Source organism: Gammaproteobacteria bacterium, from assembly GCA_029881255.1.
Classification (GTDB): domain Bacteria; phylum Pseudomonadota; class Gammaproteobacteria; order S012-40; family S012-40; genus JAOUMY01.
This window is the reverse complement of sequence record JAOUMY010000002.1, coordinates 96,786-110,966: the sequence shown is the minus strand read 5'-3', so window position 1 is coordinate 110,966 and position 14,181 is coordinate 96,786. Positions and strand designations below refer to the sequence as shown.

Annotated in this window: 11 protein-coding genes; 8 read left to right on the top strand and 3 right to left on the bottom strand. The window is 48.2% G+C overall.

Features of this window, described 5'->3' with window-relative positions; genetic code table 11:
* Positions 1 to 33: 33 nt before the first annotated feature.
* The 6 genes from OEZ43_05735 to OEZ43_05710 all read left to right on the top strand — a co-directional run bounded on the left by OEZ43_05735 (position 34) and on the right by OEZ43_05710 (position 8,079).
* The gene (locus OEZ43_05735; GenBank protein MDH5545073.1) at positions 34 to 1,281 is read left to right on the top strand and encodes a SpoIIE family protein phosphatase; all 1,248 of its coding nucleotides are present in this window, start codon (positions 34 to 36) and stop codon (positions 1,279 to 1,281) included.
* Positions 1,282 to 1,311: 30 nt separating this feature from the next.
* The gene (locus tag OEZ43_05730; GenBank protein ID MDH5545072.1) at positions 1,312 to 1,665 is read left to right on the top strand and encodes an STAS domain-containing protein; all 354 of its coding nucleotides are present in this window, start codon (positions 1,312 to 1,314) and stop codon (positions 1,663 to 1,665) included.
* Positions 1,666 to 1,679: 14 nt separating this feature from the next.
* The gene (locus OEZ43_05725; GenBank protein MDH5545071.1) at positions 1,680 to 2,093 is read left to right on the top strand and encodes an ATP-binding protein; all 414 of its coding nucleotides are present in this window, start codon (positions 1,680 to 1,682) and stop codon (positions 2,091 to 2,093) included.
* A 181-nt stretch (positions 2,094 to 2,274) separates the two neighbouring features.
* Positions 2,275 to 6,534: a hypothetical protein gene (locus OEZ43_05720; GenBank protein MDH5545070.1), complete on the top strand. Its 4,260-nt coding sequence runs from the start codon at positions 2,275 to 2,277 to the stop codon at positions 6,532 to 6,534.
* 312 nt (positions 6,535 to 6,846) lie between these two features.
* Positions 6,847 to 7,332 (top strand): hypothetical protein, encoded by a 486-nt coding sequence (locus OEZ43_05715; GenBank protein ID MDH5545069.1) that lies wholly within the window; start codon positions 6,847 to 6,849, stop codon positions 7,330 to 7,332.
* A 72-nt stretch (positions 7,333 to 7,404) separates the two neighbouring features.
* Positions 7,405 to 8,079 carry a hypothetical protein gene (locus tag OEZ43_05710; GenBank protein MDH5545068.1) on the top strand — a complete coding sequence of 225 codons (675 nt, stop codon included), beginning with the start codon at positions 7,405 to 7,407 and terminating at the stop codon, positions 8,077 to 8,079.
* Positions 8,080 to 8,116: 37 nt separating this feature from the next.
* Here the strand turns inward: OEZ43_05710 and OEZ43_05705 are convergent, their stop codons facing one another.
* The 3 genes from OEZ43_05705 to OEZ43_05695 form a co-directional block, all read right to left on the bottom strand.
* The gene (locus OEZ43_05705; GenBank protein ID MDH5545067.1) at positions 8,117 to 11,329 is read right to left on the bottom strand and encodes a hypothetical protein; all 3,213 of its coding nucleotides are present in this window, start codon (positions 11,327 to 11,329) and stop codon (positions 8,117 to 8,119) included.
* Between the two features lie 599 nt (positions 11,330 to 11,928).
* On the bottom strand, positions 11,929 to 12,315 hold the full coding sequence (locus tag OEZ43_05700) for a hypothetical protein (protein MDH5545066.1): 387 nt from the start codon (positions 12,313 to 12,315) through the stop codon (positions 11,929 to 11,931).
* Between the two features lie 233 nt (positions 12,316 to 12,548).
* Positions 12,549 to 12,776 (bottom strand): hypothetical protein, encoded by a 228-nt coding sequence (locus OEZ43_05695; protein MDH5545065.1) that lies wholly within the window; start codon positions 12,774 to 12,776, stop codon positions 12,549 to 12,551.
* Positions 12,777 to 13,269: 493 nt separating this feature from the next.
* On the opposite strand from OEZ43_05695, the gene OEZ43_05690 reads away from it, so the two are divergent.
* Positions 13,270 to 13,545 (top strand): hypothetical protein, encoded by a 276-nt coding sequence (locus tag OEZ43_05690; GenBank protein MDH5545064.1) that lies wholly within the window; start codon positions 13,270 to 13,272, stop codon positions 13,543 to 13,545.
* A gap of 23 nt (positions 13,546 to 13,568) precedes the next feature.
* Entirely contained in the window at positions 13,569 to 14,165 is a 597-nt protein-coding gene (locus tag OEZ43_05685; GenBank protein MDH5545063.1) for a LemA family protein, read from the top strand.
* Positions 14,166 to 14,181 lie beyond the last annotated feature (16 nt).

Below are 14,181 nucleotides of genomic sequence, written 5' to 3'. Positions count from 1 at the left end.
TCCCAAATGTCATCCCGGAACGATGGAGTCAAGATGGACCAGATAATAGAAGAACCGCAGCTCAGCAGAATAGACGACAAAATCGCCAATCTTCGACGCACACACTTCCTGCAATATGCCTCAGACACGCTGCTCACGCGTCTGGCCGAGGCGGTTGAGACCAGAAACGTCCCTGCCGGTAGCCGAATCGTGGAGAAAGGTGAACAGGGAGACACCATGTTTTTCCTGGTCGAAGGTGAGGTCAGAGTCCATGACGGCAACGTCGATATCGCGCGCCTGGATAAAGGGGCAATGTTCGGTGAGATTGCGGCGCTTTCTCCACAACAGCGGACGGCGTCTATTACGGCCAATAAGGATAGCGTACTCTACAGCGTTCATCAGGACTCCCTGTATGCCGCCATCAAGGATCAGCCTGATGCCGCGCGCTCAATCATACAGGGGCTGTGTAATCACGAAGCACAGTTTGTCAGCGAAGCGGTCAGTCGGGCGGTCAAGGTGAAGCTCCTCCAGCATGAGCTGGATATCGGTCGACGCATACAGCGGGGATTTTTACCTGCGGAAAAGCTGAACGTCGATGGCTGGGAGATTGAAGCCCATTTCCAGGCGGCACGAGAAGTTGCTGGTGATTTCTATGACTATTTCAAGATCACATCCGTCGACAAGTTTGGCGTTGTCGTTGGCGATGTTTGTGACAAGGGAGTGGGTGCAGCGCTTTTCATGACACTTTTTAGAAGTCTGTTGCGATCCAGTGCTCTTTCATTCGACGTCGTCGGCCCCGATGCAAGCAATAAACCCAGTGATGAAGAGATTCTGGTGTACAGCGTTCAGCTGGTGAATCATTATGTGGCAACGACGCATGGGCGGGATAGCATGTTCGCGTCGATGTTCTTCGCTTTGATTGATCCCCAAAAGGGTGAGTTTACGTATATCAATGCAGGACATGAGGCGCCAATTGTTCGTAGAACAAATGGTGCTTGCGAGCGTCTGGAAACAACCGGTCCGGTGGTAGGCCTTTTTGAACAAGCCAAATATGCTACGGCAAAAGGGACGCTTGCCAAGGGGGACATGTTGATAGGCTTTAGTGACGGCCTGACCGAGGCTCGCAATAACCAGAGCGAACTATTTGGGGAGGACAGGGTTTTTGATATAGTCCACCAATCAGGCACAGACTCGAAAGTCATGGTGTCTGAGCTTATCTCTGCTCTCAATGGATTTGTCGGCAGTTCGAATCAATATGACGACATCACCATACTTGCGGTCGGTCGTCGGCAAAATGGATAAGACAATTCACATATACGTTTGGGAGTGATTATGAGTTCTGCTTTACATATTACGGTTCTTGAGCAAAAGGGCAGCGAACACGTTACTGTTTTACATCTAAAGGGCGAGCTCGATGGCAGCAACTATAAAGAGCTTGAGAGCCGGGCAAATGAACTGGTTGCAGATGGCGCCAGTAATTTCCTGGTAGACCTGTCAGGTGTGAGCTATATGGGAAGTGCCGGTCTACGCGCATTTCACAGCATTTCAAATGCCGTCAAAGGCGAGGGTGGCGCAGTTAAGTTACTCAATCCTTCGGACGCCGTGGCGCGAATTTTAAAGACCTTGGGCTTTGATCAGTTCTTTCAGGTATACACAAATCTGGATGAAGCACTGGATTCATTCTAGGCATAAGACAGAAAATGTTATCTACCAGCCTGGAAAGACAGATAGGTCTGGACGATCTTCATGATATGCGCCAGTACGTCAATGATACGCTGCTGGCGCATGGTCTCGATGAGGAACTGACTGCCAGTCTGGTACTCGTCGTTGATGAGTGGTTGACCAATATCATTACGCATGGTTATACGGGTGAATTCGGGGAGGTTAAAATCTCGATTTCATTTGATCCACGAGATGTACATATCTGTATTCAAGACAGTGGAGTAGCATTTGACATCAGTTCGACCACGACTGCAGAAAAAGAAATGTCGGTCTCCGGTTCCGCTGAAGGCGGGCTGGGGCTGACCCTGATACGACGTCTCGTTTCCAGTATCACCTACACACGACTTGAATCCGGTTGGAATAATACCTGTTTCCACAAATCGCTCGATTAATTCCGTTAGTTCACAATTGCAAGTTTTACCTGTACAGACTTTCCTTTTGAAATACGCCTCTAATACCCCACATACGGGGGGGTAACCCCCCGTATGGGGCTACGGGATAATACCTGTGCAGCGACATTAATGCTGAGGAAGGCAAATTCAGCCATTAATTATCGATGTGAGGTGGAATTCAATGAACACAAGGAAAAGATTTACAGCGCTTGCTGTGCTTTGCGGTGCGCTGCTCAGTAGTGAGTTTGTAAGCGCCGCAAACTGGGAACGCAGACCTGTGGAGTTACCCAGAGAGGCTATCACTAGCGTCGCCTACGACGCCACACTCGGGGTGTTTGTCGCCGGCGGTGCCGCCGGACACATCGTGTATAGCAGTGACGGCTCGACATGGAACGACGCCTCGCTGAGAAATATCAGTCCCCTCACCTTGCCTCAGTTCGCGTCAGATGGCTCGAAGTTTGTCATGGCCGGTTATAGCGCTGTGTACACCAGTACCGACGGCGCAAGCTGGAGCAGTACATATCTGATGCCGAATAAACCGACAGATCTTTATTATGATGGCACGCAGTTCATAGCGACCTTGCAGGATTCCAGCAACATACTGTTATCGACGGACGCCGTTACCTGGACTGCTTCGAATACGGGAGTGACCTGGCTGATGTCTATCGCCTTCGACGGCACAACATACGTAGCAGTTGGTTCGGCCGGGCAAATCCTCACATCAACCGATCTGACAACATGGACCTCACGCACATCAGGCGTCACGACCAGTCTGAACAAAGTTATATACGATGCGACAAATAGCTTGTTTGTCATTGTCGGCAATGGTGGAAAGATTCTCACCGCAGCCCCCACGCAGTTGGCACTGTGGGCAACAAAGACCTCAGGCGTGACAGCAAATCTTGTCGATGTCGTGGAAGACGGTAGCAGACTAGTCGTCACCGGTGACGGGACTACTGGGCCGTTGATTCTCACCAGCACCGATGCCACAACATGGACTTCCCAGACATCGTCGAGCTCCATTCTAAACAACCGAGGTTATGTTGCGAGTAGTGGGACTACCATCGTAGTGGGCAGCGATATGGGCGTGATGGAAAGTTCGACCGACGGCGTGACGTGGACGGTGCGCGCTAACTCAAACAGTCCGCTATACGATCATGAATACAACGCTGGACTCTACGTCGCCGTTGGCAAGGCCGGGCGTATCGCCACCAGTCCTGACCTGACGACATGGACCAATCGAACCAGCGGTGTTAGCAGTGATCTTAAGCGCGTCGAATTCCTCAACGGATTGTGGATCGCAGTTGGATCCTCCGGCGTTATCACTACCAGTAGTGACGGTGTCACCTGGACCAGTCAGAGCAGTGGTGTTGCACAGGCCTTGCGAGGCGTAACGCACGACGGTACAAAGTATATCGCCGTTGGCGATCTCGGTGTGGTCATCACCAGTAGTGACGCTGTGACATGGGCATCGCAGACATCGGGCACAACCCAAACGCTTCACGCTATCGCCTCGAACGGAACCGACATCGTAGCTTCCGGAAATACTGGCACGATAATTACCAGTAGCGATTCGGGTGTGACATGGACGACGCAGACCGCCTATAGCTCGCGTAATCTTTATGCCTTGCGCTGGGATGGAACAAATTTCAATATTGTTACCCGCGATGACTGGCGTACCAGTAGTGATGGTGTCACCTGGACAGCGGTTTCGAGCAACACCTATACGGGGGACGTATACGATGTACATTCATATAATGGCACGGCGTTTTTCACCCAGGGTGATGATATCTATACCAGTACCGATGGCGGTGTGAATGTTTCTATTTCCGATGGTAGCCTGACGGCAGATCAGATCTGGTCAATTGTTGCCGGTCCAATGGCGTCTACCGCATTCTCCAACAACGGCACTCTTTACGCATTAACCGGTTTTGAGTTGGCCCAGACGGGTACAACCGATGTTACGGAAGGCGGCGCGACAGACACCTATACCCTTGTGCTGAAAGCACCGCCCGCCGCCGATGTGACGATTACGCCTTCATTCGATTCGGAAGTGTCGGTAGCGCCTGCATCGCTGACATTTACCGCCGCAAACTGGTACACACCACAGACGATTACGGTCACGGCTGTTGATGACAGCATTGCAGAGTCTGTTTATGTGAGCACGATCAGCCACAGTGCAGCTTCTACTGACGCGGCCTACAATACCGCTGCTGTTGGATCACTCGATGTAAACGTCACTGACAATGATGTTGCTTCAGTAAGCAGGACAGAGTCCGGCGGCTCGACGCTGGTCGTGGAAGGTGGTGCAACAGATACGCTGAGTATTGTCCTTGGCTCACAACCCACGGCGAATGTCTCCGTAAGCATGAGTGTTGGCAGCCAGATCAGTTTGTCGCCATCAACATTGACGTTTACATCCGCTAACTGGTCAACAGCGCAAACTGTTACCGTGTCAGCGGTTGATGACAATATCGATGAAGCGCCTAATATGGACACCGTGACCTATGCTATCAGCAGTATCGATAGTAGTTACAATGGCTATGTGTTGGGTGCAACAGCCGTCAATGTTACCGATAATGATACGGCTTCCATCACCGTCAGCCAGAGCGGTGGCAGTACGACTGTTAGCGAAGGCGGTGCTACTGATACCTATACGCTGGTACTGGCGACTGAGCCGACGGCGGACGTTAGCATCACGCTGGCGGGGGGCACTGAACTGGGAGTCAGTCCGGCAAGCGTGACCTTTACCTCTGCAAACTGGAGTACGCCACAGACCATCACAGTTTCTGCCAACGACGATGCGCGTGTTGAGGCGACTGCGGTGGCCACAATTACACACACAGTAGTGAGTACCGACAGTTTCTACAACGGATTCGCGCTTGCCGATGTGTCAGCGACGGTGAATGACAACGACAGCGCTGGTATTACTGTGACCGAAACAGCTGCCAGCACCTCGGTGGCAGAGGGTGGCGCCACGGACAGCTACTCTGTCGTGCTGACTTCAGAGCCATCGGCTAACGTCGTCGTCACACCTTCAAGCGGTGGTGAAGTGACACTTAGTCCAACGAGTCTGACTTTTACTGCGGCCAACTGGAACGTAGCCCAGGGGTTGACAGTTACTGCTGTCGATGATGGCGTGGCAGAAGGTGCGCACACCGACACCATCACACATGTGGCTTCCAGTACCGACACAAACTATTCCGGCCTGGGTGTTGCCAGCGTTACCGCAAACATTGGCGACAACGATACGGTTGGTGTGAGTGTAGTGGTCTCCGGCAGTAATACGGTTGCTACGGAAGGCGCTTCTGGTGATAACTATACGGTAGTGCTGACCAGTCAGCCATCGGCAGATGTCGTCATCAACATCACGAGCACAGGTCAGGTCACTGTGTCGCCAGCAAGTCTGACGTTTACCTCAACGAACTGGAACACTGCGCAAACGGTAACGGTAGATGCGGTAGATGACAGCGCGATTGAAATGGTTCACAGCGACACCATTAGTCATGCGATCAGCAGTGCTGACACGGCCTATGCCGCTGCCTCTGCCGCCAGTGTTGCGGTAATCGTAAACGACAACGATACACCGGCAGTGCTGCTGAACATTCCGGCGGGTTTTGCTACCGATGAGGGTGGTGCATCGTTGAGTTATACGATTGAGCTCGCAACCCAGCCGACGGCCGATGTTATTGTGACCTTGTCTCCATCTTCCCGTGTGTCAGTAGCTACAAGCACATTGACCTTTACGACGGCAAACTGGAGTACGCCGCAAAGCGTGGTTGTAACACCTCTTGAAAACAGCGTCGTGGACGTGACCAATAATGCAACTATTGGCCATACAGTGAGCTCTACGGATGGCGACTACAATGCGATCGCAGTGGACGCGGTCAGTGTAGGCCTGGTTGACAACGATATTCTGGGCATAGGTTTGACAGAGTCTGACGACGCGACCTTCGTCGATGAAGGTGGCGTGGGTGATACCTATACACTGGTGTTGATGAGTGAGCCTCTGGCAGACGTCACTGTCACACTGACGCCGTCTTCAAGATTGAATGTCTCGTCGTCAACAGTGACATTTACACCGGCAAACTGGAACACCGCGCAGACTGTCACCATTACCGTGACAGACAATACAGTCGTCGATACCGTGTTGACTGGCACCATCGGTCATTCGGTTTCATCCACGGACAGCGCGTATGCGGGATTTATGTTGCGCGCGGTAAATGTGGAAATGACTGACGATGATCTTCCTGTCGCGAGTGAAGACCCTGCGACCACGGATGATACTGGCAGTGGAGATACCACCACAGACAGCGGAACAGAAACAACTACTGCTACGAAGGAAAAGTCCTCCTTCTTCGGTGCGTTTAACTGGCTGGCATTGCTTCTGTTTGCTCCGGTACTTTTCAGAAGAAAAGAACAATATTCTCAAGAAATGTGATTCTGAGGGAATTGCTAGATTGGGCCGCCCAAGTGGGCGGCCCTTTTTATTTGGTGTCAGTGAAGAAAGAGTCCCCTGGAAGTTCTCCTCCAAAATGACGCACTCAAAGTCTTTATCAGACTACTACGGCAAGTAGTCATAAGTCATCAAAGCGGAATCGCCGTGAAATATGCGAATCGGTGATCAATCCGTATACCGGAACTGCCATTATCGGGACGTGTGGCTAAGTTGTTGAAAGTGGTTGCTTTCAATGCGTTGTCGCCTAAAAAGTATCGTCAAACATACCGCAAAACCCCGACTATGGAGAAAATTATGAATCGAAAAAAAATCTTTACAAGCTTATTGCTTATTCTGACATCGGCTGCTTCGGTGAATACCTTCGCCACCGTTGAAAGAAAGTCTTACGCTGGCATAGCTTGTGATGCAACAAGCAATTTTAGCGAAGTGCTAAAAGCGACGAACGGAAATATTGAAAATCGGCAGACAAGCTCGGTCACTGTTATCTGCCCTATTGTTCGTGATGTCCACGCAACAGGAAATCGCGTTAAAGCGGTTGTCAATGTGAGAAATATGCACGCAACAGGAAATATTGCCTGCTGGCTTTGGTCTCGTAACCAGGATGGTGCGTATGTAAGCCAGGCCTATGCGACTACCGCAGGAACAGGTAACACGACACTGACCTTGGGCTACATTAATGGAGAATTGACGGGTGACTATTTTTTTAGATGTAACATACCAGGTCGATATAACAACTCCAGTTCTTTGATTAGAAACTATTACGTTTTGGAAGAATACTAACGGTTCACGGATATCTGGATAGACGTCACAGACGTCTATCCAGATCAGCCAATATGCAAAGGAAAACTTACAATGATAGAGAGACCAATTTTGGTTATCGCTAGCGCTGTTGCCTTGAGCCTGGGAGCAAACCTGACGATTTTTTCTAATAGTACGCCTTCTGTAAAAAACGGCACCAATGAGTCGATATTGGTTAGGAGTGAACAACAGCATCAGATGACACAGCGTCACGAGATTTCCGAAAGACTCAGTCAATTGGAAAAAGAATTCCATGATATATCTGCCTCTCAGAAGTCTCTGGAGCAGGAGAATGCGGAGTTATTCAAAGCGTTGATGAGTGTGTCACTCAGCGGCGAAGGTAGTGGAAAAAAATCAGCACGAACAGAGCGCAATGCCCAGGATAAGCGCGCAGATATGTCGGAAGATGCTCAAGAGTACGAGAGAGACACTTTCGTATCAACCCACATAAAAGACTTCGAGGGTGAGGCAGGACGCTCTGACTGGGGGAATAATGCGGAGAGTGTAATCGTAAGCGGCTTTGTCGAATTGCAGGCGCAGGGGGCAGATCTATTAGGCGTGGAATGTCGACAGAATTTATGCAAGATTCAAGTTCAGGCAACATCTGAAAGTGAAATGGATAGTTTAATATCCAAAATGGATCAGGTTGTGGCTTGGCCACACACTGGTAGCGTAGAGCTCTCGGAGGACAATGGTAAACAGCTGTTGACGATGATAGTGTCCAAGTGAAGTTGGGAAGCCAAAGCCTGGCAGACCAGGATATTCGTTAACCTTCTTTAATTCGGGACGAATTTTGTATGCGTTGTCGTAAGGCTTCCATGTCGTCTGAAGGGGAGACGCCCAGCGTTTGTGAAAATATCTCCCTACATTTGCGGTAGGTATAAATTGCCTCTGACGGTCTTCCGAGTTTGTACAGACAGCGCATTTTTCCAGTGTAAAATCGCTCGTCAAAAATGCCTGACCGACTACCATGTTGATAAATAGACAAGGCCTTTTCGAACTGTCCAATCTGATAAAATCTTTCCGCCAGGGTCAACAGAGCGCGTATATAGGTGTCTTTCAAATGTTCTCGTCGACTAATGATTTTGGCGTCAGTTTCGTCGCCGTTGAGAAAGTCTCCCTGATATATCTCAAATAGTTGTTTTGTGTCTTCATCCAGTTGCAGAAGAGATATTTCTTGAGTGCGTACAATGTTGTTACACTGTTTTTCCAGTGTACGGGTATCTACCCACACAATATCTCGATTGATGTGTATTAGCCCTTCGGTCTGTATAATGGAATCGACCCCCATAATTTGCCGCAAGCGATACAGCGCTGTTAGGCAAGCCTTACGTGCAGCATCGCCATCCAGGTCCGGCCATAGAAACTGAGAAATACTCTCTATTGTTCGAGGCCTTCCATCGGCAATGAGTAAACTCTTTAACAAGTCCATGACTCTCTTTTGAGACTTTCTTCCCGGTGAATAGGGCTCGTCATTGACGATGAGCTCAAACCTGCCCAAGGTGTGTATTTTGATTCGCCAGGGCCAGCCTGATAGATGCGACGTCTCCACCGATGGCGTGAATCGATGTCTTTTTATCAGTACCCGGGTGTAGGTGGCTTGTATATTGTTTTGAATTGCAATGGTTACCAAGTCGTACACGACATCACGTCTGAACAGTGGGAAACAAAAGGCATTGATAGCGCTGCCGAGAGAAAAGCTTTTCTCGATATAGAGTAGACATTGCCCCATATCACCTTCGTTTTTAGCAATCCAGGCGCGAGTGAGGTAACACATGTAAAGCAAACCACGACTACGCATAGCCTGAGCCAATGATTCTGTGGCGTTAATAGTAGAAACTGCCAACGCATGTTGGCCTTGTTCGGCGTAAATCTGTGCTCTTATTGTTTTTACCAGCGCGCTTCCAAAGGGAGAGCCTAAATGCCCGTTTAGTTCATCTGCCGAAGCCAGAAGCTCGCTAGCCAGCGCATTGTCACCTTCCAGAAAACTTAACCATGCAGACAGATATTGAAAGTGTCCAAGCTCTCCCTTGTGTTCATAGTTTATTTTCTGTTCCAGGGAGCGTAAGGCATCCCTGGCTTTCACGATTTCGTTATAGGCTGCAAAGGTGTAGACTTCCTGGCAATTGACAAGAAAGTCGAGCACATGCACGCCATGCTCATCGGACAAGGTTTTACATCTATCGATATGTTTTGTTTCGAGGCTCATTTGCGCCCAATCCACCTGCGCCATCAATGCACTTAGTACAATTTTATGAAGAGTGGGGACGCTATCCATGTTCAAACATGCTTGCAAGGTATGCGACATTGCAGCCATTTTATTGTTCTCACCTTGCCAGGAGTAGATCCACATTAGCTGAGCTCCAAGCAAGGCGCGAAATTTGGGGATAGGGATAAGCCGAAAGAGCAGTTCAAGCTTTTTGATCGCCTGATGAAGTATCTCATCATGAGGTCTTGCATAGCCCAGGGCCATAACTTTGAATCCAAATATTTTTGCCTTTAATTCCAAACCAGGTATCTTCTTCTTTTTTTGTTCAAGTTCCGCCAATTCGTCTAGCCAATAGTTTAATGGGTGAAAATCATCCCAGACGCTGGTGATGTTTTCGATTATGGCCGGCCAGGTATGATACATACCGTCCGTATCGCCTTTTTCTTTAAAAACGCTATAGGCCTTCGTTAGATAAGATTTTCCTAGGAGAGGCTTGCTTGTCTGCAAGGCAATACCATACCAGTACATGGGCCAGGCAAGTTCAGACAAAATGTCCGCGGGTATTTTGTCGCACCAATCGACGAGCTGTTGGTGTTGTCCATTAGCAATGAATTGCTCGCCAACGCGCTGGATGATTTTAGCGATCTCGTTCCACGCATTGAGTTCGCAAAAGTAGCCTATGGCTTCGTCTAGTTGTCCTGCGTTTACCAGTATATTGGCGGCTCGTCGCCGGATTTCGTTCTTTTCTTCAACGTTGAAATATACTTCCGCCTCGTCACGCAGATAGTTTTTAAAGAGCGGATGAAAAACATGGTGTCGAATTTTCCCTTCTTTAATTTGAATAAAGTAATTATTGCCGATAAGTCGATTTATAATCGCTGCTGGCGTTGAGTCACCACAAATCTGAGTTGCATTCCCCAGGGTGAATCCCGGTAGAAACGAGAGTTTCATCAAGGTTGATTTCTCAGTCTCAGTGAGATCTGTAATTACCTGTTGTGAAAAAAAAGCAAGCAACTCCTGGTCGAGAAGGCTTTCTATGGCGCAAAGGCTATGGCCGCTGTGCAGTTGCCGCACCAGGAGTACAAGTGCTGCGATCCAGCCTTTGCTCAGACTCATCATCGTGTCGAGCACTTCTTCACTGATGTCCTGGTTTGGTATCGCCTTGCAAATAAAATCGCTGACTTCAGCTTGGCTCAAATACAGCTCCTGACCTGAAATATGCGCCAGGTCGCTATAAACGGATTTGGCTGCAATTTTTTGCGGCGGTGGTTGTCGGCTCACTATGATGAGTCTGACTGAAGAAGAGATTTCTTCCAGTAAGGCGTTTATGAATTCAATTAGCGGAAACGATTCACCTACAATGTGGAAGTCATCAAAGATGATGTGCACAGGCTTTGAAAGTCCCTTGCATAATTCTCTAGCGTACTGGCGCCCAAAAGCTTCTACGCCGCGATGATATTCGGCAGTAAATTTCGGAAGTGTTTTCCCATTGGAAAAAAAGCTGTTTTCGATACACGCTGAAAGACTGCGAACAAAGGAGGCGAGGCTTTGGTCGGATTTGTCCATCTGAAACCAGAGATATGGTTTTTTCCGCTTTCGTATATAACTGCTGACGACAGAGGTTTTGCCTGTCCCGGCAGCGCCACTTAGCCAGATCGCTTTACTTGACTGTTTGTCGTCAAGCTTTTCGTATAAAGAAATACGTTCGTACTCACTATTTATTACCGGAGTGATGAACTTGCCTAGGCGAGCTGTTGTTTTCTTGGTCACCGTTTCCCCGTCAGCTTCATAATAGTCCTTGTATTAGCGATCGGATATCAATGTTTACTAACATGATATATTCAAATACTAATTGACGTGTTTGACCGCGTTTAAAAAAGTGTAGAAAAATGGGCATTATAAACAGAATTGTGCCCACATGGGAAAAGTCGCTCGCAACTATAATCGATCGAAGCAGTAGATCTCGGCAAAAGCCCGGTGGGAAGTACTGCCATATCCCGCTTTGTGAGTAGAGGGAAGCCAACATTAGGCGGTATCAACGGCAAATTCATATTGTCAAGCATGGTATCTATTCGTCACTTTACCGCAGAATAAGAACACTCCGATGAGTAACTACTGAAATATGAATTTATTCGTCATGAAAATCGATACATTTCTTTCAGCTGGATTACGATGCTAATGAAGGTGAGACGGAGAATTCAAATGTTGAGGCGTTAAAAGTAGGGACGTAAGTTTAAATTGTTTGTACTTAGGACTTTGTAAAAAAATAGTAAAGCAATTGTTCTAGGGTTTAGCAGGACGCATAATCACTATTGATTAGGCCCCGACTGGACTGTCGGGGCCATTCGCAAGTACTAATGTATCGTTGGTTAGTTTCCCGCAAAGCTCATCATACTCGATAGCTGTTGTTTGTCCTCACTGCTTGGTTTGTGATTCAGATTCCGCACAATACTTGCCAAGGTGCGAATGTTCTGATTTGTCTTGTCGTCATCGATTACAATTTGCAGGCGCTGCTTGTCGGCAGCCGATGCAGCGTGTTCCAGGTTGAGTATCGCCGCGGCGACAGTTTTCACTCCCTCGTCAGTTGAGGAATTGGCGATACTGGATAACTGTTGCTTTTCGGCGTCACTTGGATAGTGATTGAGATGCAACATGATGTTGGCCATCGTTTTGATTGATTCCGTTTCTCCGGCGAAGGTAGGAGAGATAAATGCTATGGTAAGGCAAAGTGTGAGTAGAGCTGACTTACAAAACATAGGATACCCCCTTTGGGTAATGTTTGGAAAAGGCGATTTAAAGTATAGACCACAGAAATAAAGAAACAGGGGTATACCGAAAAAAATCATCTCATAAACTTTTCGGCTGGGTTCGAAGAAACCCGGAGGAGGGGAAATCGCTATATAGCGATAAGAAGTTCATTGCACCAGTTCACATACGGCGAGTGAATTGGGGGTAATTCCCATACAGAACGAAACGATAAAGGCAATTGCTAGGTGTTTTTCATACTTTCGAGAATTGACAGTTTGGCTTTGTTTGCAACAAGTTTAAAAGTAACCGTCAATGCCCCGCCGAGTATTGCCGCCGGTCCAATCACTTTCAATACAGGCATAGGATCAACTGCCATAGGAATAAATACGATTCCCAAAACGATCGCCAAAATTGTGGCGATGGCACTGAAACGAAACAACAATGTGGAGATGATATAGGCGGCTTTCATGCTTCTGTCCTGCGAGGGCCAACTCCAAAGAGTCGCCAATAGTAACGCAAAAAGGGTAAATCCTGGCCGGATTCTCTCTGAAATCACCGGTTTTAGCAAGTTCTACCGAGGATAGCCTGTTCGAACCAATATTGAAACAATGGGGCGGCTGCTTGTAATTGCACGCAGCTTGACGTAGCTATGGTGGTCGGGCATTCAACAGGGGATACCCAAACACCTGATTCACGCGAACGGAAAATGAACCGCCAGACGCTCAGCGGTGTCTACTACAATTTTTTCAATGTTGGTAAAGTATCCTGTAAAACACATAGACGAGAGGCGTATCGTCCGGCCATAACTCAAGGAGGGGGCCATACGGATGGACGTCGTATTATATGGTGGTTATTGCCAGGAAAGACTTGTCATAGTATCAACCCTGTCACACGTCTTTTGTTATCATAGGCTGGGCTGATTAGGCTATTTGCGCAAGCGAAAGTTTGTCTGAGGAGTATCTGTGCACGAATTCAATATGTTATTAGTCTCTGTGATTGGGATAGCCGCGTGTCTTCTTATCCCGGGCATCTATTTTTATCGGAAGGCTCAAAGAGAAAAACAGGATGTGATGCAGGCGATGCAAAAAAGTCTTATCGTGTCGCTTATTCTCTTCGCCATTTTTGTCTATATCTATGAAGACAGTCGCGAAAAGAAAATGCCGGAAGAAGATGATTCTCATTGGTGTGAGACTCATCCTGAGGAATGTTCAGCGCCGCTATGGCCATCGTTGAATTAAGTAAATATAAAAGAGGGAAAATAATGGAAACGTCGACCATCATCACCTTGGCTGTCATTGGGGCAGTGGTACTTTATGTGATTGCTATATTCAATCAATTGGTGGCACTAAAAAATCGCATTACCAATGCGTTTGCGCAAATCGAAGTACAACTAAAACGTCGCTATGATTTGATACCGAACCTGATTGAAACTGCCAAGGGATATATGTCACATGAACGTGAAACCCTGGAAGCGGTTATTGCGGCACGTAATGCCGCGAGTGAAGGACTTACGGCTGCTCATGAGGATCCTGCAAATCCTGACGCCATACGCAAGCTCTCCTCCGCGGAATCCGGCCTTGCTGGGGCAATGGGCAAACTCAATGTAGTTATGGAGGCCTATCCCGACCTGAAAGCCAATCAGAATATGATGCAGCTGTCCGAGGAATTGACCAGCACGGAGAATCGCGTGGCATTTGCAAGACAGGCATTCAATGATTCAGTCATGGAGTACAATACCTACAAGCAATCCTTCCCGCAAGTCGTGCTAGCCGGTGCATTTGGTCACTCACGAGACGCACAACAGCTACAATTTGAAGATAGCGCCGCCTTTCAAAAAGCGCCTAAGGTATCTTTTTAGCCAATGGCGTAATAAG